The sequence below is a fragment of the Sporosarcina sp. 6E9 genome, assembly GCF_017921835.1.
Taxonomy (GTDB): Bacteria; Bacillota; Bacilli; order Bacillales_A; family Planococcaceae; genus Sporosarcina.
In genome coordinates, this window is record NZ_JAGEMN010000003.1 from 40,573 (window position 1) to 64,009 (window position 23,437).

Below are 23,437 nucleotides of genomic sequence, written 5' to 3' on the forward strand. Positions count from 1 at the left end.
TTTTTCTGTGTTTAGCATTTTGTCAACGGGGTAAATCTAAAGTACAACAGAAAAGGAGTGATGATTGTGGGTCGAATTCTTTGGTTTATTATAGTAGCACTCATCGTATTTTGGTTATTAGGACTAATCTTTAAAATCGGCGGAGGGCTAATTCATATTATCCTAGTCGTTGCAGGAATTATTTTCATCCTACAACTTTTAACCGGCAAACGAGCCGCATGACGAAAGGGATGTTGACTTCATATTTGTTGAAGCTCAGCATCCCTTTTTCATTTATGCAGACTTTGATAATCCACGCTTACGCAATTGTCCTATTCAATTTTCGCATAGATGCATGTGTTTCGTAAACTATTTCCATCTATTGCCACAGAATCTTGTTTTAAAATACCTTCCAGTTCAAAATCAACCCGCTCGGCCAACAACCGGCTTTTATGATTTTCTTCATCACAACGAATTTCAACGCGTCGAGCCCCTAATTCATCGAATGCAAATCTGGTAATTCTTTCAACCGCCTCTGTCATATACCCTTGACCTTCAAATTTAGTATCCAGCCAGTAACCAATTTCAAACTTTGGTATGCGCCAATCAATTCGATGAAGCCCCGATGAACCGATAAACTCTCCCGTTTCTTTTAAATAAAGATGAAGCCGAAGATCTTTGCGCGTTATAAAATCGGCAATAGATTGTCTCAAGCTTTCTTCGGTTTCATGCAATTTAAGTTCAGGCGTTGCCCATGGCATCCACAAACGAAGTGAATTCATCGATTGCTGAACAGAATTCCAGACATCGAGCCCGTCTTCAATTTTCGGCGCACGAATAATAAGTCGTTCGGATTCAAATGCTTCCGGAAAGTTGGGTATTTGAGAAGACGATAGCGAGGTATCTATCCCAGCTTTATCCCCATCTTCCCACACAACAGGCGTTGTCGTACCTTCATCGAAGTCTTCCCGTGTAATGCCGTACGTCACTGCATCATAATACGAATTTTCCTTCGGGGAAAACCAAGCGTTTCGTAAATGCGCCTCTTTAACAAAGCCGGCACGTTCGAATGTTTTCCGCATGGCAAGATTATCTTGTCTCGTATGGCCCTCGAGTCTAATTTTCCGCTCTTTCAAATTAAAAACATATTTTGCAACCAGACGAAGTGCTCGCGGACCGTAGCCAAAACCCCGCGACTGATCTGCAATCCGTAGATCGAAGAGTGGAATTTCATCTTGTAAATCGTAAATTTTCACGATGCCTACTTTTTCGTCGTCTTCATTTTCCACCCAAAATGTTTTGACTTCATCGGATTCGTACCCGCCTTCTTCAATCGCTTTTTCAATGATATCACGACCTTGATGAGAATGGCCGTGGTAAGGCCATGTATTTGTCGTCATAAAATGAATCAGCTGCTCTTGCTCTTCCATCGTCCATTCTTGTAAATGCATCGACATCCGTCCCCCATTTTCGAACTATCTATTTATGCGTATTAATCGTAGTGAATTCAGGACAACTAGGATTGTCGCGCCCATATCCGCGAAAATTGCAATCCACAATGTGAGCCATCCTGGAATGATTAGTAACAGGGCTATTAATTTTAGGCCTAATGCAAACATAATGTTTTCTTTTATGATTCGCAATGTTTTTCGGCTTAATGTTATCGTGTAGGGCAATTTTTCTAGATCGTCGGCCATCAATGCGATGTCTGCTGTTTCCAATGCAGCGTCAGTTCCTGCCCCACCCATTGCGATACCGATTGAAGATGCCGCTAATGCAGGCGCGTCATTAATACCGTCTCCGACCATGCCAACGCGACCGTACTCCTCTTCCAATTGCTTGATGGCAGTTAGTTTGTCTTCAGGCATGAGTCCCGCACGAACATCTGTCATGCCTAGTCTTTCTGCAATGGCATCAGCTGTTGCTTTGTGGTCGCCAGTCAACATGACCGTATGACGAATGCCAATTTCCTTTAACTTTTGAAGAATTGATTGACTCTCTTCACGAATGGTATCAGCTACTGCGATTAAGCCGCTGTATTCCGTTCCGGTGGCAATCGCCATCACTGATTTTCCTTCGCGCTGAAGGGTAGTGATTTTTTGTAACGCTTCGGATGGAACAGAAGAAATCTCTCGAATCCAATCGATACTGCCGACGTAAACGGGACGCTCACCGACAATAGCAAATGCGCCTTTTCCGGTGACCGATTGAAATTCAACGGATTCAATTGTTTTTACCTCTTGTTTAAGCGCGTAATTGACGATTGCCTTTGCAAGCGGATGTTGGGATAGCGACTCAACAGCGGCAATCTCACTCAGAAGTTGTTCTTTTTCGACACCTGCATTCGGGATGAAATCAACCACTTCAGGATATCCCTTTGTTAATGTCCCAGTTTTATCAAATGCAATCACGTTCAAATGTCCTGTTTCCTCAAGATGCACGCCGCCTTTAATTAAAACACCTTGGCGCGCGGCATTCCCAATCGCTGTGACAATCGCGACGGGGGTTGAAATCACGAGCGCACAAGGACAGCCTACGACAAGTACAGCAAGGCCTTGGTAAATCCACAGATTCCAGTCCGCGCCTAATAAAGGCGGTACAATTGCCACAAGGAGCGCTAATATCATAATAGCCGGCGTATAGTATTTTGCAAAGCGATCGACAAACTTTTGAGAGGGTGCTTTTTCAGCTTGTGCTTCTTCGACTAAATGAATAATTTTTGCGATGGTTGTATCGCCAACCAATTTCGTCACGTCTATTTCCAAAGCGCCTTCTTCATTTAATGTTCCCGCGAAAACATCATCGTCTTTTTCTTTCAATACAGGCATTGATTCACCTGTAATGGCAGCTTGGTTGATGGTCGATGAACCCGATAGCACTCTACCATCCATCGCGATTTTTTCGCCCGGTTTCACGATGAGTACATCGCCGATTCGGATATCTTCAGTCGCCAATTCAACAAAATGACCGCCTCTTTTTACAGTTGCCGTAGGTGGTGCAATATCCATCAGAAGCCGTATGGACTGTCTCGCTTTATTCATGGAATAGGCTTCTAATGCCTCGCTCACCGCGAAAAGGAATACGATAATGGCACCTTCTCGCCACTCACCGATGATGGTTGCACCGATAATCGCGATTGTCATGAGTGTTTTCATATCAAAATCTAAGCGAAATAGATTTTGAATGCCGATTTTGAACATGCCTGCTCCGCCAACAGCGATTGAAATAGCAAAAAATAAAATCGCAGGGAGATACTTTTCGGAATGATTCATTGATAGCACAAAACCAATAGCTAAGAAAAATAAAGATAAAGCTGAAATAATATTTTCTTTACGTTTATAAAAAGGAATGATTGGTTCAAGTTTTCGTTCAGTGGCGGATTTGACTTTTATACCGTCAAAAGCGCCCGCTTCTTCCAGTTCTTCAATCGTGGTATTTCCTACAATCGATAATTTTGAAGCACCGAAGTTTACATTCGCTTCGTCAACTGATGGGAGATTTTTTACGTTATTCTCGAATTTCATAGCACAACTTGCACAGGTCAAATTTTCAAGCCGATACTCTTTTTTCTCAGTTGTTGACAATGTCATCACCTTCCGTTGCGTGGTCATAAGCGATTTTAACAAGTTGATGTATGTGATTATCGGCTAATGAATAATAAACCATTCTTCCTTTTCGCTGTGATTTCGCCAGGGAATGGTCACGTAAATAACGTAAATGATGAGAAGCAGTTGCATCTGAAGAATTGATAACTGCAGCTACATCACACACGCACATTTCTTCTTCCAAGGTCAGGGAATAAGCGATTTTTAGTCTTGTATCGTCCGCAAGCGCTTTGAAAATTTGCACCATGCCGTTTAGGTTCGGAAGCATCCCTTGAACGCGCTGAACAACATCTTCATGTACACTTTTCACTTCGCATATATCTTTAATCGTCATCATTTTCACCTCATTCAAATGGTCGTTTGATTATAGATTAGTATATGCAAGTTTTTTTGATGTTGCAAGGATTATCAAACGAATGTTTGAATATATATTTCTGAAGGGTTTTCACAGTATTTTAGCGTAATGCTGTAGGGCGTTGTAAGTGACCATCGACCGATTATCATGTAGACTTTTATATATCGCTATCTTTTATAATAAGTGAAGGAAGTGTATTTAATGTATAAACGAATTCTAGTTGCAGTCGATGGTTCAGAAAACTCCAAACGAGCAGCGCAACATGCCGCTAAACTAGCAACCTTGGGAAAAGAGACGCATGTCGAAATTTTATACGTCCAAGATTTTGAAAAAATACCATCCGACGCTAAACAAAAAGCAAGAACAGCTACGATTGATAGTGAAAGACGAAAACGAATTGCTCCGATTAAAGGTGTCTTTGAACAGCCGCGCGTAAGTCACGAGTTAATCGTGAAGCAAGGAGAACCGGGTTCGACAATTGTCAGTTTCGCCAATCGCGGCGGATTTGATCTTGTTGTCATCGGTAGCCGCGGTTTAAATTCATTTCAAGAAATGGTAATCGGTAGCGTGAGTCAAAAAGTAGCCAAACGAGTTAATGCACCGGTCCTAATTGTTAAATAATATAAAAACGGAGCCCAATTCGCTTATGAATTGGGCTCTTTTTGTTCATGAAGGAAGATTTTATCAGTTAATCCCCTGCCTTTAACGTTAAGGTATAACCATTTTCCACATCACCATCGAGAACTGTTTCGTGGTAAACACCGTTCAGCCAGTTGTCGACTTGGCTATGGAACCACTTTGACTTCATATGCCCACTTTGTCCGGGTCCGACAATTTGATACGATGTCGATAAATCGGATAGATCTGCAACAAACCGCCAAGGCGCGCCGTGATCAACAGTTCCATCTGTTTTAAATGCCGCAGCTTGAACGGTAACATTCGAACCGCCAATTGGTTGTTTCTTCGGATTTAAGAAATGCTCAAAGATCGGTGATGCTCCAGAGAGTGCATGAGGAAATGATAATTGATGAAAATCTCCCCACTTCCATTTTGACACATTGTCTCCAAACGACTCATTAATTTCGGCGATGGATTGTTCAAATGAATTATAAACCCAGTTATCAACACCACCGTAAGTGTTCACCCAGATACCAGGTTTGCCCGCGTAGCTATCACGAAGCATTTGGTCTGTAATATGGCCTTTACCGGGTAGCATTTTGTATACATCATCAGGCATATCTTTTTTCAACATGGTGATTGGTAGTTGTTTGATCCATTTATGAAATATGAGCGGAGCCGATGCATCCACGGCATCAACTTGATCCCAATCACGCAATACCTTCACAACGTCATCGTATTTGCCTTCTACATCTTTCGCTTCTAGCGACTTGATCATCTGATTCAAAAATTCCGCCGCATATAAGTTTTTCTGGTCCATCTGCAACTCCATCATGTCGTCGGGTGTAAAATTGTTTCCACTTTCTAGTACTTGTGCAATTCGTTCATAGCGATACGGTTGCGCCCAGTATTTTGTAATATGATACGGATAAGAATCGTCAACGACTTCATTATTCGCTGTCGCTATGAATCCCTCAGGCGGATTAACGACGCTCGGCAATTCATCATACGGTATATAGCCTGTCCATCCATAATCCGATGAATCCCCAGGAACCGGTAATTGTCCTTCCCCTATTTTACGAATTGGAATACGGCCATTTGCTTTATAAGCAATCGTTCCATCTTTAGCCGCGAACACAAAGTTTTGTGCGGGGGCGTGAAAATCTTCTAGCGCTTTCTCAAAACTTTCCCAGTCCGTTGATTTATTCATTTTAAGTACAGCTTCAAGTTCTTTTGTCGGTTCAAGCGCGGTCCAATGCATCGAAAATAAAGCACCTGGTTCTTCTTTGTCGTAAAGAATCTCCGACATAATCGGACCGTGTCTTGTGACGATGACTTCGAATGGGACATCTTCTGCGTCTTTCACTTTAATTGTTTCGTCCCGCACCTCGGCTTGTTCCCATTTCCCGTCGTACAAAAACTGCGTAGGATTTTTAGGGTTTGGTTTTTCAATATATAAGTCCTGTACATCTGGCCCAACATTCGTCACACCCCATGCCACATTTTCGTTATGTCCGAGAATGATTCCGGGAACACCTGCGAATATGACCCCGCCGACATTTTGCTTTGGGGATTGCAAATGCATTTGATACCAAATGGACGGCGTATCGAGTCCAAGATGCGGGTCATCCGCTAGCAACGGCATGCCGCTTTCGGTTTTATCCCCAGATACGACCCAATTATTGCTCCCATTAAACTCATGCGGCAGTAAATCGGTATTAAACTGTCCTGCAACTTGAACTGGATTTGCGAGATTCGCTTCGATGATTGACGGCGCATTGTCCGGATATTCGATGAATAATTCCTTTGCTTTTTCTTCAGGGAATTGATTGAGCGCCCAGTGTCGTACTGCCAGCGTGTCCCAGTTGCCTCCGAGGTCATAGGCCATATACTTTCCGATGGTCAATGAATCGACCGCTGTCCACGGCTCTGGCGTGTACCCCAAGATTTTGAACTCATAGGACAACTTGCTTTCGTCGATAAAAGCGTTAACGCCTTCCGCATACCAATTCAGTACTTGTTTAGCTTCCGCGCCATACCCTTCATAGGAAGCTTCCGCAGCAACCCTTAAACTGAATGTACGGTAGTGCTTATCTGTTCCGATAGCCGCTTCCCCAACCACTTCTGATAATCTGCCGCTCGCTTGCCTGCGTGCCAGATCCATCTGAAATAACCGGTCTTGAGCTTGAACATACCCTTGTGCACGGTAAAGATCTGCATCTGACTTCGCTGTTATATGAGGCACGCCGTTTTCATCCCTAACGACTGTTACATCGTCATCTAAAAACGCCGCCATCACCTCACCTTCAATAACGGGTTTGGACTTGCCGATATAAACGTTCACAAAAATAAGTGCAGAAACAGCAATGACCGCGATCACACCAAACACCCACAGAACAAGCTTTACCCATAAACGCATGCGACTTCTTTCATTCTCCACATAATCCCCCCTTCTTTTATCTATTACTATTCTAGTATTTTTCTGATTACCCTTTAATCCAAAAAAGTAGAACTGAGGTCAACTCGACCTAGTTCTACTTTTCTTCTTTATGCAAAACATCATGCAAGTCATCTGTACCGGAAATATCCGCCAACTTCACATTTGACCGATATGCTGCCCGAACCAGTAAATGACCCGCTACAGGCGCTGTCAAAAAGACAAACACGATTCCTAACAGTAAACGGACACTGATAAAGTGAGACGTTGACCAAAAGTAAATAAAAGCACCTAATAATGTCAACAACACAGCTAGTGTCGAACTTTTCGTCGCCGCATGGGATCTTGTGTAAACATCCGGTAAACGTAGCAATCCGAAGACGCTAATGACACTCATAATTCCACCCATCAATATAAACAACGCACCTACAAATTCACCGATCTCGCTTACGTTCAACGACAACACCCCTTTCGATAAACTTCGAATAGGCAATTGTTCCGATGAATGATAAAATCCCTAAAATTAGAATTACTTCTAGAAAAGCTTTCGTATTCATCAAGACGGAAATGACAGCAATTGAAGCGATTAAATTCACGCCGATGACATCGAGCGCTAACACACGATCTGGCATCGATGGCCCGAGAATAATACGCAGAACAGCCATTCCGATGGCGATTGCAAACAAAATAAGCGCAATTGTGATCATCATTTGTATCATTAGCGGGTCACCTCCATGATTGCTTTCTCAAAGTTTTTCAATTGACTCAAAATCGCTCCACGCTCATTTTCCACATCCATCGCATGGACGTAAAGAACATTGCCCTCTGGGGAAACCTCCATGACGACAGAGCCCGGTGTCAAAGTGAGCAATAGTGAAATCATCGTAATCTCAAGGTCACTGCGCAACACTGTTTCATGTCTGAATATGCCGGGTTGGATTTTCAATCTTGGACTTAAGATTTGTTTCAAAACGAGCACGCTCGATTGAATTAGTTCCGAATTGAAAATCAAGAGCAACTTAAATGTAGCGAAGACTCGTCGCAAATAAAATCGTGTACCGAAAAAGCGGTGCATGAGAAAGATAACGCCGATTCCAACGAGAAATCCTGCGAAAAAGGTCTCCAAGATGAATTTATCTTCGTCGATTAGTAGCATCCATAGAAATGCAATCACGATATTTAATAACAACTGGGCTAGCATGACTCGTCCACCTCACTTTCCATTACCGATTTCCATTCATGACCGCGTCTATGTAAATCTGAGGATTCATCAATGTTTTTGCTGCATCGCTTACATATCCAGCAATGCTTTCTGCGCCGATTCCGAGTGCAATCGTCGCAACACCCAAAATGATACACGGTACTAACAATCTATTCTTTAAAGGCGTTTCCTCGTCCTCACTAATAATGGTTTCACCCCAAAAGGCATTCATGAATATTTGTAGAAGTGAATACAGGACGAACATGCTCGAAAGAAATGCGATTGCCAAAAGCGTATAAGATCCCGCTTCCACAGCGCCTTGACCCACATATAACTTTCCGATAAACCCACTGAGAGGCGGAATGCCAGCAAGCGATAAGGTCGTTAGGAAAAACAACCAACCCAACACTGGATAATTTCGGATTAAACCGCTCATATCTTCAATGCGCGAAGTTCCTGTCAAATAAATCATCGTTCCGGCAAGTAAAAACAATAAAGCTTTTATAATCATATCGTGAACGAGGTAATAGATTGAACCCATTATCGCTACTTCAGTAGAAACTGCTAATCCAACCAAAATAAAACCAATTGTAATGACAACATTATAAGTCACGATTTGACGAACATCTTTATAGGCAATCGCGCCGATACTTCCGCCTATCATCGTAATCGCCGCCATGATACCAATCAGTGTATGTGTAATCGATGGTTCATGGTAAAAAATAAGCGTGAACGTCCGGAACATTGCATAAATGCCTACCTTTGTCAGGAGTGCGCCAAATAGCGCAGCAATCGCTGTTGGAGGAACACTATATGAACCCGGCAACCAAAAATAAAGAAGAAGGCCCGATTTCAAACTAAAGACGACCAAAAAGATTAGACTAATGGTTGTCAATAGAGGCCCTTGCCCCACTTCAGCAATCCGTTCAGACAAATGCGCCATATTGAGCGTTCCCACAGAGCCATATAAATAAGCAATACCTAGCAGGAAAAACCAAGATGATAAGATATTTATCACGACATATTTAATCGATTCGACGAGTTGAACTTTACGTCCCCCGAGGGTGATCAGCACATATGAAGCCAATAGCATAACCTCAAAACAGACAAACAAGTTGAAAAGATCGCCCGTTAAGAAAGAACCGTTCACGCCGGCTATTAAAAACAACACGAATGAGTAAAAGTACATATTTTCACGCACCGCGCCAATTGTGGAAAACGCATAAAGCAAAATAATCGTCGATACAATCGCTGTCGTCAAAACTAACAGAACAGAAAAAGAATCCGCGACGAACAAAATTCCATACGGAGGCAACCAACCACCGAAATCGAGGCGCAAAATGCCTTCCGACTGAATGACATTCAAAATATATATACTGACAATCCCTGTTGCGATAACAGCGATAAGACTTAACACACGCTGAACTTTTACATAGGATCGTAGAAAAATCAGGATAATACCCACTAACAAAGGAATAACCATTGGAAGAACTACGATATTATTCATCTGTAAACCCTCGCAGTTCCTTGGAATCGTCCAAACCGGTTTCTTGATACGTTCGGTATCCAAGCACCAGCAAAAATGCGGTCACCGCGAAACTGATGACAATCGCTGTCAAAATGAGCGCTTGCGGAAGCGGATCCGTATAACTCGTCGCATTTTCACCTAATAGCGGTGCGCTTCCTTTTTTCAATCCGCCCATCACCATTAATAAAAGATGGACCGCATGGGATAACACGGCAGTTCCTATTATAATTCGTATCAAACTTCGGGACAGTAGCAAGTAGACAGCTACGGTCACGAGTATTCCAACTAGGATCGTTATTAACGTTTCCACTGCTACACATCCTCACTAATACTTAATATGATTGTTACCACCGTACCAACAACGGTTAACGCAACCCCCACTTCAAATAAAACAACGGTTGCTAATTCTGTATCTCCAAATACCGGCAAATGAAACATGCCAAATGTCTGGGTTAAAAAAGCTGCGCCGAATAAAACTGCGCCTACACCGGTTCCGACTGCGAAAATAACGCCGACAGCCGCAACCTTCTTAAAATCTACAGGAATACCTTGTTGCACCGTTTCGATATCATACACCAAAAATAATAAGACTAAGGCAGATGAAAGAACAAGACCGCCGATAAAGCCGCCGCCAGGGCTATTATGTCCCGCAAAAAAGAGCTCTACGCCAAATGTTAAAATGATGAACACGACAGCCTTTGTTACTGTCCTTAAAATTACATCATTAGTCTTCAACGTCTCGTTCCCCCTTTCTCGCCTTGAGTTTAATCAATGTATACACACCAATTCCAGCGATGAAAAGAACGACGACTTCCAGCATCGTATCAAAAGCACGGAAATCCCCTAAAATCGTATTGACGATATTTTTACCGCCTGTTAACTCATACGCATTTTCAAAGTAAATCGAGACAGAATCGAAAAGTTTATTGCCCTGAACCGAAAGTGCAATTACCGTGACAATCACTCCTGCAGAAATTGCGATAATTCCATTGAAGATTTTTGATGAGCGAACCGATGTTTCTCGTTTTAATTCCGGTAAGAAATGAAAACATAACAGGAATAAGGCAGTCGTCACTGTTTCGACGACAATTTGCGTCAAAGCCAGATCAGGCGCGCGGAATATTACGAAAAACAAGGCAATTGAATAGCCCAAAACGCCGTTCAATAAAATGGCGGTGACGCGCGATGGAACAAAGATGATGCTAATCGCAGCGATTGCCATGACTAATACAAGAATCACTTCATTGATCAAAATGGGTGCATCGTTGGACACATCAAATGATAATCCGCCGAATAACACGAGACTTCCACCTATCGCAAGAAGGAAGAATCCGAATATATATGTAAGATAGTCACGAAGATGCCCTGACATATAATAATCCGTTAGTGCGGTTGAGCTACTTTCCATTTGCTTCAGTGACCAATTATAAAGCGTGTCCAAATTCCAAAGCATCGGCCCCACTGAATACAGCGAACGCCAACGATGCAAGGTAATGTACAATAAATATCCGATAATCACAACGCCGATTGTCATGAACAATGGCATATTATTTTTCAAACCATGCCAGGCACTAATATGGGGTGTTAACTGATTAACACCCGAAAATGTTGGATAGATTGCAGCCATTGCAGGTCGCAATAAATAATTTCCGATGATATTCGGGAAAAAGAAAATGCCAACGACAAGTACAGCTAAAACAGAAGGTGCGATCAGCATTCCCTTAGAAGCTTCATGTGCTTTTCTATCTAGCCTATCCGGCTGATGTTCACCGAAAAACGTTTGGAAAACAATGATCATACTGTAGACAAACGTAAAAATGCTCGCGATCCACGCAACAATCGGGAAAATGGTTCCCCATGAACCGACAGACATAACATCTACATTACGCATCATTAACATCGCTTCAAAAAACATTTCTTTACTTAAGAAACCATTAAATGGCGGCAACCCTGCCATTGAGAAGCTACCGATAAGCGCGATTGAAAATGTCACAGGCATTAAAGACATAAGTCCGCCGAGCCTTCGAACGTCACGTGTCCCGACGTTATGGTCAACAATTCCGACGACCATGAAAAGCGCACCTTTGAACGTTGAATGGTTAATCAGATGAAATAAAGCGGCGAAAGTGGCTTGCGTATATAGCACGGAATTCGAGGATGCGCCCGTATGAAGCGCCACAGATCCTAATCCAAACAAACTCATCACTAACCCGAGTTGACTAATTGTCGAATAGGCTAATAACGCTTTTAGATCGGTTTGTCTGATTGCGTTTAATGAACCCCAAAACAGCGTGAGCAGTCCGATTCCACTGACGGCATAAAACCACACTTCTTCACCGCCGAATATGGGTGTAAATCGTGCGACTATATAGATGCCCGCCTTTACCATTGTTGCTGAGTGTAAATACGCACTAACTGGTGTCGGCGCTTCCATCGCGTCAGGCAACCAGATATGGAAAGGAAATTGTGCGGATTTTGTAAACGCACCAAGTAAAACAAGTACTAATGCAGGAATAAATAATGGGTGACTCGTAAATTCTCCTATCGCTGCAATGTTTTCTCTAATACTGAAAGATCCAGTCATCGCATACAACATGACAAACCCGATAAGCATTGCCAATCCACCTGTAACAGTAATGAGTAAGGACTTTTGAGCGCCGTATCTAGATTGTTTTCGGTGGTACCAAAATGCGATGAGTAAGAATGACGAAATGCTCGTTAATTCCCAAAAGACATAGAGGACCATCATATTATCCGAAAATACTACGCCGAGCATCGAGCCCATGAACATGAGTAAATACACATAGAAATGCCCCAAAGACTCTCTATCGGATAAATAATAAATCGAATATAAAATTACAAGACTTCCCACTCCCGTTATTAAGAGCGCGAATATTAAACTAAGACCATCCAAATATGTAGTGAAATTAATACCTGCGGAAGGAATCCAAGAAATTGTTTTTATGTATGTTTTTCCTGCGGCAACAGAGGGGACGTATCTGACCAACCCTATAAATAGGATAATAGGAACAACAAGTACGAACCAACCAATATTAATACGTGGGATGAATTTATAGATGAATGGAATGAAGATAGCAGCAATAAAGGGTATAAGTATTGCCATCAATATTGTTAACAAATGCTTACCTCCAATCAAAAACTTGTGAATAACTCATGATAAAGAAAGCTTGACTCATACAGTGTCTGAGCGCATAATAGTATGCCATAGAGGACTTCGATTGCGACACATCTTTTAAGTGGATTTTTGCCTAGGTTTCTTCATGGTACAGTTGGAATTATACACTAAAATCAGGTTTTTCGCACTTAGAAGCATTTAGTCAATCAACTTGTCCGTTTCGGCAATATCATATATACTAGTTAAGTTTTCATATACGAGTATATTATCGTTTATGACTATGGAAAGACTATAATTAAACAAGAGGTGAATCCCACCATGGGCAAGGTAAAAGGTCGTATGGACGAGGCTATACTCGTTTGTGTCTACTACGGTCCAAATGGTGAACGTCTCATTAGACGAGGACATAAAATGGCAAGTATCATGGATTGTCCGATTTATATTTTAACCGTGGATCCGCTTCCTTTCGACGAGTTTGATGCTGAGAAGTCTGATTACGTTGAACGCTGGCAAGCACTTGCGGAGGAATTGGATATTGAAGAATTTATTATTCGCGACAACGAAAAACGTCCGTCTGCTAAAGTGATTGCGGAAGTTGCGCATGAGCATAATATAACGCAAATTATTATTGGACAAACTGCCCAGAGCAGATGGGAAGAAATCACAAAGGGCTCCTTCATGAATGTGTTGTTGCGTGAAATTACATTTGTCGATTTCCATGTTGTTTCTGTTGATCGTTCTATAAAAGATGAGATTGAAGGGATGTTCGAGAAGGGCGTCCGTGCATATTTAGTTAAGGAAGGCGAAGGTTATCGCGTTAAGTTCACCTTATCTAAAGATGCTTGCCATAAAGGGATTTTCTTTAAGGAGATTGGCACTGATTTCAACAATGGGATTTTTAAGTTTTTCAGTAACCATAAGATGTGCCAGGTTCATATTACAGATGATCATGTTGCCAATCCTGATTTGATTCAGGAGAATAAAAAGAAAATATAAATTTTGCGAGTACTTGAACTTTTCATCAAGTACTCGCTTTTTTTAATTGGACCGTTGATTTCCGTTCCGGGCGGCGCTTTCCTGTGGGGCGGACGGTGAGCCCACGGGAGTCGCCGCCCTCCACTACAATCAGCTATGCTCATTAAAATTATTCATGCATGATTGATTATATGATACCAATCCTAGTTTCCTTTTCTAATAAAATCCGATAGAGTTCCTCAAGTTTTTGAATCTCATGGGTTGGAACTATATTTGTGTTATTGGGTTTCATTTCAGGGTTAAACCAACATGTGTCTATTTCAGCTAGCTGTCCGCCTTTGATATCCGCACTTAGAGAATCTCCGATGATTAATGCTTGGTTTGCATCAAAATTAGCAATTCTTGCAAATACATAATCAAAATACGCCTTCATCGGCTTCTGAAAGCCCGTGTCCTCTGACACGAAAACACCTTTAAATAATTGATATAATCCTGAATCACGTAATCGTTTATACTGAGTCTTGGAAACACCGTTCGTGACAATATATAAGTCATATTGATCCTGTAAGTCCGTTATTAATTCGAATGCGCCATCCACAAGTTGTTTACCCTCTTCTAAGTAGCTGCGATAGCTCTTTTCAAGTAAAGCGCCATCAACTTCTTGATTATATGCCTTGAATAAAATAGAAAAACGAGTATTCAGGACCTCATCGCGATTTATTTTTCCTTCTTCAAAGGACTTCCAGAGTTCTTGATTTATTTTTTTATAGTTGGCTTTCATTTCAGCGGTCAAGGAAATGTTTTGTTCCTTAAATAACGAGCGTAATGCTTCTCTTTCAGCAGCTCCAAAATCCAATAATGTATCATCTACATCAAATAATAACGTTTTATATTTTTTCAAGATTACGCTCCGCTTCCTGTTTAGTATTGTGTTTTTTATAAATCTAAAACTGCCCGAATTCTTATGCGAATTCGGGCTTTGTTTTTAATTTTTTCTAGTTAGTCATTTGTTTCTTTTTCTTCTCCGACGATTTTCACTTCGAGTTCGAGGTCTACGCCGAAGTTCTTTTTAACTTCAGATTTCACCATTTCGATGGTTTGGATATAATCTGTAGCAGTTGCGTTGTTTTTATTGACGATGAATCCCGCATGTTTGACGGATACTTCTGCACCGCCAAATCCTTTTCCTTGGAGTCCGCTGTCTTGAATGAGTTTCCCAGCGTAATAGCCAGGTGGCCGTTTGAAAACACTTCCGGCAGATGGGAATTCAAGGGGTTGTTTGGATTCTCTTTGGTAAGTTAGGTCGGCCATTTTCGCGTTGATTTCTTCTTGGCTGCCGATTTGGAGATTAAAGTCTGCCGATAAAACATAATAGCCTTTTTTCGTAATGATGCTTTGGCGATAGCCAAGTTCGAGTTCATCTTTGGAAAGGACGATACGCTTCCCTTCCTTTGTGAGCACGGTGACTTGGACGATAATATCTTTAATTTCCCCGCCGTACGCCCCAGCATTCATCGCCATAGCGCCGCCTACTGATCCCGGAATGCCGCAAGCAAATTCAAATCCAGTTAATGATTTTGCCCCAGAAAGTCGGGAAACATCGAATATATTCGCGCCGCCTTCCGCATGAACTGAAGTGCCTTCGATTTTGATTTGATTTAGTTTTGATAAATGTAGAACGATACCTCTGACTCCGCCGTCCCGTACAACCATATTGGATCCATTTCCCAGTAGCAGTAGCGGAATATCATGTTCATATGCATAGCGAACGGTGGCTTCTGTTTCATCTATTGTAGTAGGGATGACAAGAATATCGGCAGAACCGCCTAGCTTCGTCATCGTATATTTGCATAATGGTTCATCGATTCGGAGTACACCATGTTTAATTTTTCTTTGTAAATCTTTATACCACTGATGCTTTGACATCAACATACAGTCCTTTCAAATTAGCCTTTCACCTCTATTAGTATGCTTGGAAATTGTATATTTGACAAGGATTGTTTATTGAAAGAACGAGAACACTTCTTTCTAACTATCTTGGGATGACGAATTTTTGAGTGTTGGCTTGTTTTGAGTGGTAATTTCCAGCGAACGTTTCTTTGTTCGGGCAAAACGTTTCCTTCTTTCGTGGAAACGTTGCTTACTTTTGTAAAAACGTTGCTTTGTTTGACGAAAATCCTTCCTTCTTCCGATAACGTTGCTTTGTTTGACGAACAAGTGAACCCTGAACAATAAATAAGATTATAAAACGGACATGTGGCTTACAAACCACATGTCCGTTTTTTATATGTCGTAATTATCGAATGCCCTCTTCTTCGGCAACCTTTTGAAGCGCCTCCGCGAAAGTTTCAGCGGGTTGGGCCCCGGATATCGCATATTTACGATTAATAACGAAGAACGGCACGCCTTGAACGCCTATTTGCCCTGCTTCGGTAATATCTGCCTTCACTTCTTCTGCAAAAGCCTCGGATTTAATGACCTCATCTGCCCGTTCTTTTGAAATACCGACCTTTTCACAAACGTCGATGAGTACTTCGTCTAATCCTATTCTTTTTGATTCAATAAAATATGCATGGAGCAATTGTTCAGTCATTTCTTCTCCAAGACCCTCTTGTTCTGCAAGTTTTGCGAGACGATGGGCATTGAATGTGTTTGCTGGATGCATCGTATCAAAATTATACTTTAGACCAATAGACTCCGCTTGAACGACAACATTATCGGTCATTCCTTTCGCTTCATCTATACTAATACTATATTTTTCAGCAAGGGATTCTGCCATGGTTTCATCTGATGTTGCCGGAGCATTTGGACCGAGTTCGTACGCTTTGTAAACAACTTCCACATTATCTCCTAAGCCCGTTTTCTCCAAGGCTTCTTCAAATCTGCGTTTGCCAATATAACAAAAAGGACAAACGTAATCGGACCATATTTCAATTTTCATTTTGAACACCTCTCCTTTTATGTATCATAAATTCTTTGAAATTAGGTAACAATGTATATGCCTACACTAAAAGTTCAAAAAGGAGGCTTTTCTGGATGGCCCAATCATTATGGCTTCGAACTGCTTATCCCCGCGACCATTATCCATCACTGAAGGAAGATCGACATTGCGATGTTTGTATTGTTGGTGGTGGTTTAAGTGGAATTGCGAATGCCTATTTTCTTGCAAAGGAAGGAAAAGATGTCGTTCTTCTAGAGAAAAACCGGATTTTGGAAGGCGCCACGGGAAATTCTACAGGCAAGTTGACTGTACAACATAATCTCATTTATGCGAGTTTATTGAAAAAGTTTGGGTTGGATGGTGCAAAACTCTATTACGAAGTGAATAAAGAAGCACTTCATCTTGGACAATCCATCGCCACAGATGACGAATTAAGGACCGCAGATTCCATTCTCTATTCTCAATCGAATTTCGGAACCCAGGAACTTCGAAGAGAATTTGACGCTTATCAAGAAATCGGGATTCCCGGGGAACTCGGTAGAAATTCAGAACTTCCCGTTCCCTTTGATGCAACGCTGACTTTGAAAAACGAAAGCCAAATACATCCAGTACGATTTGGACAAAAACTAGCGCGATTGGCAGTCGAAGCCGGTGCACGAATTTTTGAAAATACGGCTGTTATCCATATGGATTTCGACAATAAATATTTATCGACTAAACATGAGCATACCGTCCATTTTAGTGAACTTGTTTTATGTACGCATTATCCCATTGAAGCGTTGCGGGGTATTCAAGTTATGAAGTTAGCGGTTGATCGTTCTTATATTGTTTCTGCAGAAGCCGATATGGCGTTACAAGGACAGTATATTTCAGTTGATTCGCCGAAAAGATCTGTTCGAACTGCGAAAGTCGATGGGAAAACTTATATTCTATTATCCGGCGCGAGCCATCCAGCGGGAATGAAAGAAAACACGGAAGCGCATTACACGCGTTTATACGATGACATGGCGGATACTTTTAAACTTTCTAGATCAAAAATCGGTTGGTCAGCGCAAGATCCCGAGACACCTGACATTATTCCCTACGCTGGAATCATTTCTTCAAGTATGCCTCATATCTATATAAGTACAGGGTACAGTAAATGGGGTCTTTCAAACTCGCTGGCTTGCGCGCGAATAATTAGCGATCAAATTGTTGGGAAAAAGAACCGTGCAACTCCACTTTTTGCACCAAGTCGTACTGGATTTGGAGCATTTGCACGCCAAGCGTTAAAATTATCGGGGCTAGTCGCAAGAGAGTTTACGATTGGCCATATGTCAAGGCGGGAAGCACCTATCTGCACACATATGGGATGCCGAACGAGATGGAATAACGCCGAGGAAACATGGGACTGTCCGTGTCATGGCTCACGCTTTAGAAAAGATGGTACCGTTCTTGAAGGCCCTGCCACAAGACCGCTAAAACGATGATTTTAATATTCCCCCTTTACGGTATACTAGTAAAAAGGGGTGTTTCAAATGACATTACGAGAAATAAGGCGTATTCGCTGGTCGAAAGAAGACCGGTATCCGTTCAATCCTGAAGTTGTTAAAAACTTTGACGCACTACATTTGACGGCACCCGTGACGATTATTGCAGGCGATAATGGAAGCGGCAAAACGACGCTTCTTGAAGGAATCGCTGCTGCTGCGGGTAGTATATTAATCAGCGGTGAGCATATGGAAATGGATCGTTCTTTTTCACCGGCATTTGAATTAGCGGACGAATTAAAACTAATTTGGTCTGTGAAAACAGGCAACGGGTTCTTCTTCAGAGCATCCGATTTCATTACATACACACGCAGTCTCGCAAACATTCGAGAAGAAGCACGAATTACAATGGAAGAAATTAAAAAACGTGATCCAAACTCACTAGAAGTATTGCCCTATGCACGTACTTATTATGAGCTTCGTCACTTGTACGGCGAAGGTCTGGATAAAAGATCTCACGGTGAAAGCTTTCTTGATTTATTTCAAGCGCGGTTTAAACCCGATGGCTTCTACATACTTGACGAGCCCGAGGCACCGTTGTCGCCGAACAGGCAACTTAGTTTGCTGGCCATGTTGCATGATATGGCCAACGAAGGGGCGAAGTTTCTAATCTCGACTCACTCCCCGATTCTCATGGCCTATCCCGGCGCGGATTTGTATGAGATCCAGGATGGCGAACTTGTTAATCGCTCGTTTGATGAGATTGAACATGTTCAGTTAACGCGAAACTTTTTGAATGAACCTGGGAGATATTTACGGCATTTGTTGGATTGATAAAGGTAAACCGAGTATGATCATTGAAATTAGCTTTGGCGCTAGGGAAAGATTGAACTATATTTTTCTGCACTTGGTGGATGCTTCCAAGGCGCCATCGCTAGTAAGTTTTGGTAGATTGGTTAGTTTTCTTTAAAAGGATGTTTAGATGGAAAAATGAATGTGAAACTAAATAGATAAGTCCTTTTGTTTACTCTGGTATATTTCAGGCGTAAACTTTTTTATTACGCCCTCTCTGAAGTTTTATATGGTGTGAAATTTTGTTTCACTATTTTTATTATATTGTGCAACCTTACTTTATTTAACTTACATAGATAATACTTCCCTCAAACCCTTGAGAGGACAAACTTCTCAGCTACTTCCCCAACTTGTACATGTGTCGTTTCTCCCGGTACTTTTAAATCATAATTTCATTTTTTATTGAAAATTACAGTTCTCAAGTGGCATAGACAGTTTTTTTACTATCCTATATCTTTGAGTTGTTGGAAGTTTTTAATTCTTTTGTTTATTCCACTAAAACTTATTAGGAGGAGACGTATGCGACGCAATGCAATGTACTTTTCGATGGCTGCGGTCTTAACCACTACATTACTATTCAATACAGGGGCCGCTACGAATGCTGCAAATGGAAAGATTCATAGTCCTACTAGCGAAAAGCATGACAGTAAGATCCTAACCTCAAAACCGCATCCTAAATTTACTTGGGGTAATTCTGGTCCATCATCCCCGGTTCTTCATCCCGGATCAGTTAAAGGTGCCGGCATGATGGAAGGACCATTACTGGAGATTGATTCAGTTATGGATGGACTGATTGAAAATGGCACAATGCCAGGTGCGGTAACGTTTGTCGCAAGACGCGGACACATTGTACAACATGAAGCCTATGGGCACGCTGTATTGTATCAAGATGACACCGGAACAGAGGTGGATAACCCCATTTCTATGGACAAGGATACAATATTCGATCTTGCTTCTATCAGTAAAATCTTTACAACTACTGCCGCAATGATTCTTTATGAAGACGGCCACTTTAATTTGGATGATTCGGTGGCAACCCATATACCCGAGTTTGCACAAAATGGAAAAGGCGATGTAACAATCCGTCAATTGATGACACATACTTCAGGTTTTACTGCTTGGGTTCCCTTGCACACGATTGGAGATAGCCGGGAAGATCGCCTACAGTACGTGTTTCAATATCCATTGGCAAATTCACCAGGAACGAAATACACATATAGCGATTTGAACATGATTACTTTAGGAGAAATTATTGAACGAATTTCCGGCAAACGTCTGGATGAATACGTTAAAGAAAATATTACCAAGCCTCTCAATATGAAGGATACGATGTACAACCCTTCTGAAAAACTGAAAAAACGTATTGCCGCAACAGAATATCAGCCAGAGATAAACAGAGGACTTGTCTGGGGCGAAGTTCATGATGAAAATGCATGGTCACTTGATGGCGTTGCGGGACATGCCGGGGTTTTCTCTACCGCAAATGATTTGGCAAAACTTGCACATATGTATGTAAATGATGGGCGCTACGGAAGCAAACAGCTGCTTAAGCCTGAAACAGTTCAATTGTTGGTTGAAAATCAAATACCTGAATTCCCTGGAAATGAACACGGCTTAGGATGGGAACTTTCTCAAATCTGGTATATGGATGGATTATCAGAAGCCTCAACACTTGGACATACTGGCTATACGGGAACATCAATTGTCATTAATAAAAACAATGACACAATTGCTATATTATTGACCAATCGCGTTCACCCGACTCGTTCAACTGTTTCAACCAACCCTGCCAGACGGCAGTTCGCTAGGCAAGTTGCTGATGCCATCCCTGTTTCTATGCCGAACAAAAAAGATGGCGCATGGTTCTCGGGATATGGTGGTCTATTGGATAGAAGCCTAACTGCAGAAGTCAATCTGGATACGGACGCTACACTTTCATTTGACACTTGGTATCGAACAGAACGTGGCTATGACTTTGGAGTTGTTGAGGTGTCGAGTGATGGTGTGAATTGGGATACTGTAGTGGATCCATTTACAGGTAGCAGCGGTGATTGGCAATCCGCTGAAGCACGAATCCCTGCAGGCACTACCCACATCCGCTTCCGATATGATACAGACACTTATAATAATGGGCGCGGCTGGTATGTAGCCAATCTCAAGCTAACAGGACTAGGTAACAAAAACTTGCTACTTGATGTAAGCGGTGATGGCTGGACAAAACGTAATTATTAAAAATTAGAGGAGGAAAAGAATTGACTTTTTTTCGAAAAGGGCCATTTATTTTAGTAATGATATTCGCCTTGTTGATGAGCTCTATTAGTCTCATGGGGAATGTTGTTAAAGCGCAAGCTAACGATAATATTAAGGACCTGATTATTTTTCAAAACATCCCTGAATCAACGATTGAAGTGGAAAATAATCAAATTGAACTTAAGGCCGTGCATCTATATGATGATGGACATTTTACAAAGACTTCCGAAAATTTGACGTGGCATTCCAAAAACAAAAATGTGGCATCTGTGAATGAAAATGGTGTCGTAACATTCACAGGACAAAACGGTCGCTCATTTATCACTGTGACGGATGGCAATTTTAGAGACGAAATCGCCGTTCACCACAAAGCAAATAAACCAATTAAACAGCAAGTGATTAGAGAAAAAGGTGATCGCTACAATGTAATCGATCGAGCAATCAATGGTATGACATTAAATGAAAAAATTGGCCAGATGCTTATGCCTGATTTCAGAAACTGGAAAGGTCAAAACGTGACGAAAATGCTTCCAGAGATTGAACAGTTGATCCAAGAGTACCATCTTGGCGGGGTTATATTATTCCGAGAGAATGTTGTTACAACCGAGCAAACAGCAAGACTTGTAGCAGATTATCAAGAAGCTACTGAAAAATATGGGCTGCTGATGACAATTGACCAGGAAGGCGGAATTGTAACACGTCTTCAATCAGGGACGGACATGCCTGGAAATATGGCACTTGGAGCAACACGCTCCCCTGAAATTGCACATGATGTTGGACGGGTCATCGGGGAAGAATTAAATGCACTTGGAATAAATATGAATCTTGCACCTGTTTTGGATGTCAATAACAATTCAGATAATCCGGTAATCGGTGTCCGATCCATTGGTGAATCACCGGATTTGGTGGCGGAAATAGGTGTCGCCTATACGAAAGGTCTACAAAGTACAGGTGTTGCGGCTACTGCAAAGCACTTCCCAGGCCATGGCGATACGGCAGTCGATTCGCATCTTGGGTTACCTGAGGTGCCACATGATAAAGAACGATTGATGGAAGTAGAGCTTTATCCATTCCAAAAGGCAATGGAAGCAAAGATTGATGCAATCATGACTGCGCATGTTACGTTTCCGAAAATTGATGATACGAAAGTGATTTCTAAAAAAGACGGAACGGAAATTTCTTTGCCAGCCACACTGTCATATAAGGTTCTAACCGAATTGATGCGCGAAGAAATGGGCTATGAAGGAGTCATTATTACTGATGCATTGAATATGAACGCGATATCCGATCACTTCGGTTCGGTTGATGCGGTTATCCGTACTGTTAAAGCAGGGACAGACATCATATTAATGCCTGTAGACCTAGAAGCCGTTGTCGATGGTTTGCTTGACGCAGTTGTGACAGGTGAAATCAGCGAGGAACGCATTGAAGCTTCGGTAAAACGAATCTTGACATTAAAAATAGGGCGCGGCATTCTGAAGACTGAAAATCCGCAGCCTATCGAAGATGTCGTGGCCAATGCCGAAGCTGTTGTTGGATCCGATGCACATAAACGAGTCGAAGCAGTAGCAGCTAATCGCTCGATCACACTTGTTAAAAATGAAAATGTACTTCCTTTGAATGTTGCGAACGACGAACAAGTTATTGTTGTAGGGAATTCCTATATTGAGAGTTTGTATAACTCAGTCAAGATTCATCATGAAAACACAGTGCTTATTAAGGCTTCAGGCCCGTTAACTGATGCACAGCTCCAGCAGTTACGGGGTGCAAGTGTAGTCATTGTCGGAACGACTACGTCAACTGTTAGCGCCCGTGATCCTAATAGTGCACAAATGCGAATGGTGAATCAGCTGATTGAACTAGCAGATGCACCTGTCATCGGCGTAGGAATACGTAATCCATATGACATAATGGCATTCCCTGAAATTGATGCTTATCTGGCACAGTATGGATTCAGGGATGCAAGTTTCAAGGCTGCGGCTGCAACGCTTTTTGGGGAAAATAATCCTACAGGACAGCTTCCAGTAACCATACCGGGTCATAACGGTGGCGTTTTATATGATTATGGTCATGGACTTTCATATTAAAAAG

The 23,437-nt window shown here is 41.9% G+C and carries 21 protein-coding genes; 7 read left to right on the forward strand and 14 right to left on the reverse strand.

The window, feature by feature from the left end; genetic code table 11:
- Positions 1-60 precede the first annotated feature (60 nt).
- Positions 61-222 carry a lmo0937 family membrane protein gene (locus J4G36_RS13225; RefSeq protein WP_483315904.1) on the forward strand — a complete coding sequence of 54 codons (162 nt, stop codon included), beginning with the start codon at positions 61-63 and terminating at the stop codon, positions 220-222.
- Positions 223-311: 89 nt separating this feature from the next.
- Here the strand turns inward: J4G36_RS13225 and J4G36_RS13230 are convergent, their stop codons facing one another.
- From J4G36_RS13230 to J4G36_RS13240, 3 genes are read right to left on the reverse strand one after another with little or no spacing between them, the layout of a single operon-like run.
- Entirely contained in the window at positions 312-1,430 is a 1,119-nt protein-coding gene (locus J4G36_RS13230; RefSeq protein ID WP_210470877.1) for a GNAT family N-acetyltransferase, read from the reverse strand.
- Between the two features lie 24 nt (positions 1,431-1,454).
- The gene (locus tag J4G36_RS13235; RefSeq protein ID WP_305792227.1) at positions 1,455-3,569 is read right to left on the reverse strand and encodes a heavy metal translocating P-type ATPase; all 2,115 of its coding nucleotides are present in this window, start codon (positions 3,567-3,569) and stop codon (positions 1,455-1,457) included.
- Entirely contained in the window at positions 3,550-3,918 is a 369-nt protein-coding gene (locus tag J4G36_RS13240) for an ArsR/SmtB family transcription factor (RefSeq protein WP_210471090.1), read from the reverse strand. Before J4G36_RS13240 ends, J4G36_RS13235 begins: the two co-directional genes overlap by 20 nt.
- Positions 3,919-4,140: 222 nt before the next feature.
- On the opposite strand from J4G36_RS13240, the gene J4G36_RS13245 reads away from it, so the two are divergent.
- Positions 4,141-4,560 carry a universal stress protein gene (locus J4G36_RS13245; protein ID WP_210470879.1) on the forward strand — a complete coding sequence of 140 codons (420 nt, stop codon included), beginning with the start codon at positions 4,141-4,143 and terminating at the stop codon, positions 4,558-4,560.
- 67 nt (positions 4,561-4,627) lie between these two features.
- Here J4G36_RS13245 and J4G36_RS13250 read toward each other — a convergent pair whose 3' ends face one another.
- The 8 genes from J4G36_RS13250 to J4G36_RS13285 all read right to left on the reverse strand — a co-directional run bounded on the left by J4G36_RS13250 (position 4,628) and on the right by J4G36_RS13285 (position 12,862).
- Positions 4,628-6,976 carry a penicillin acylase family protein gene (locus J4G36_RS13250; RefSeq protein ID WP_210471091.1) on the reverse strand — a complete coding sequence of 783 codons (2,349 nt, stop codon included), beginning with the start codon at positions 6,974-6,976 and terminating at the stop codon, positions 4,628-4,630.
- 115 nt (positions 6,977-7,091) lie between these two features.
- Positions 7,092-7,451 carry a Na+/H+ antiporter subunit G gene (locus J4G36_RS13255; RefSeq protein ID WP_210470880.1) on the reverse strand — a complete coding sequence of 120 codons (360 nt, stop codon included), beginning with the start codon at positions 7,449-7,451 and terminating at the stop codon, positions 7,092-7,094.
- Entirely contained in the window at positions 7,429-7,713 is a 285-nt protein-coding gene (locus J4G36_RS13260) for a Na(+)/H(+) antiporter subunit F1 (RefSeq protein ID WP_210470881.1), read from the reverse strand. The genes J4G36_RS13255 and J4G36_RS13260 overlap by 23 nt, the downstream gene beginning before the upstream one ends.
- Positions 7,713-8,195, reverse strand: a complete 483-nt coding sequence (locus J4G36_RS13265) for a Na+/H+ antiporter subunit E (RefSeq protein ID WP_210470882.1) — start codon at positions 8,193-8,195, stop codon at positions 7,713-7,715. The genes J4G36_RS13260 and J4G36_RS13265 overlap by 1 nt, the downstream gene beginning before the upstream one ends.
- Positions 8,196-8,217: 22 nt before the next feature.
- Complete coding sequence (locus J4G36_RS13270) at positions 8,218-9,702, reverse strand: Na+/H+ antiporter subunit D (protein ID WP_210470883.1); 1,485 nt, start codon at positions 9,700-9,702, stop codon at positions 8,218-8,220.
- A complete protein-coding gene (locus tag J4G36_RS13275) occupies positions 9,695-10,033 on the reverse strand; it encodes a Na(+)/H(+) antiporter subunit C (protein ID WP_210470884.1) in 339 nt (112 codons plus the stop codon). Before J4G36_RS13275 ends, J4G36_RS13270 begins: the two co-directional genes overlap by 8 nt.
- A 2-nt stretch (positions 10,034-10,035) precedes the next feature.
- Positions 10,036-10,458 carry a Na(+)/H(+) antiporter subunit B gene (locus tag J4G36_RS13280; protein ID WP_210470885.1) on the reverse strand — a complete coding sequence of 141 codons (423 nt, stop codon included), beginning with the start codon at positions 10,456-10,458 and terminating at the stop codon, positions 10,036-10,038.
- Positions 10,448-12,862, reverse strand: a complete 2,415-nt coding sequence (locus tag J4G36_RS13285; RefSeq protein ID WP_210470886.1) for a Na+/H+ antiporter subunit A — start codon at positions 12,860-12,862, stop codon at positions 10,448-10,450. The genes J4G36_RS13280 and J4G36_RS13285 overlap by 11 nt, the downstream gene beginning before the upstream one ends.
- Before the next feature lie 315 nt (positions 12,863-13,177).
- Between J4G36_RS13285 and J4G36_RS13290 the strand changes: the two genes are divergently transcribed.
- Positions 13,178-13,855: a universal stress protein gene (locus tag J4G36_RS13290; protein ID WP_210470887.1), complete on the forward strand. Its 678-nt coding sequence runs from the start codon at positions 13,178-13,180 to the stop codon at positions 13,853-13,855.
- A 166-nt stretch (positions 13,856-14,021) separates the two neighbouring features.
- Here J4G36_RS13290 and J4G36_RS13295 read toward each other — a convergent pair whose 3' ends face one another.
- The 3 genes from J4G36_RS13295 to J4G36_RS13305 form a co-directional block, all read right to left on the reverse strand.
- Positions 14,022-14,735, reverse strand: coding sequence for a YjjG family noncanonical pyrimidine nucleotidase (locus J4G36_RS13295; RefSeq protein WP_210470888.1), 714 nt, complete (start codon positions 14,733-14,735; stop codon positions 14,022-14,024).
- 98 nt (positions 14,736-14,833) lie between these two features.
- On the reverse strand, positions 14,834-15,760 hold the full coding sequence (gene murB / locus J4G36_RS13300; protein ID WP_210471092.1) for a UDP-N-acetylmuramate dehydrogenase: 927 nt from the start codon (positions 15,758-15,760) through the stop codon (positions 14,834-14,836).
- 370 nt (positions 15,761-16,130) lie between these two features.
- Positions 16,131-16,775: a DsbA family oxidoreductase gene (locus tag J4G36_RS13305; RefSeq protein WP_210470889.1), complete on the reverse strand. Its 645-nt coding sequence runs from the start codon at positions 16,773-16,775 to the stop codon at positions 16,131-16,133.
- Between the two features lie 95 nt (positions 16,776-16,870).
- On the opposite strand from J4G36_RS13305, the gene J4G36_RS13310 reads away from it, so the two are divergent.
- From J4G36_RS13310 to J4G36_RS13325, 4 genes are all read left to right on the forward strand, one after another.
- Positions 16,871-18,244, forward strand: a complete 1,374-nt coding sequence (locus tag J4G36_RS13310) for an FAD-dependent oxidoreductase (protein WP_210470890.1) — start codon at positions 16,871-16,873, stop codon at positions 18,242-18,244.
- 48 nt (positions 18,245-18,292) lie between these two features.
- On the forward strand, positions 18,293-19,078 hold the full coding sequence (locus J4G36_RS13315) for an AAA family ATPase (protein WP_210470891.1): 786 nt from the start codon (positions 18,293-18,295) through the stop codon (positions 19,076-19,078).
- 537 nt (positions 19,079-19,615) lie between these two features.
- Complete coding sequence (locus J4G36_RS13320; RefSeq protein ID WP_210470892.1) at positions 19,616-21,328, forward strand: serine hydrolase domain-containing protein; 1,713 nt, start codon at positions 19,616-19,618, stop codon at positions 21,326-21,328.
- A gap of 56 nt (positions 21,329-21,384) precedes the next feature.
- The gene (locus J4G36_RS13325) at positions 21,385-23,433 is read left to right on the forward strand and encodes a glycoside hydrolase family 3 protein (RefSeq protein ID WP_210471093.1); all 2,049 of its coding nucleotides are present in this window, start codon (positions 21,385-21,387) and stop codon (positions 23,431-23,433) included.
- The last annotated feature ends 4 nt before the right edge of the window (positions 23,434-23,437 follow it).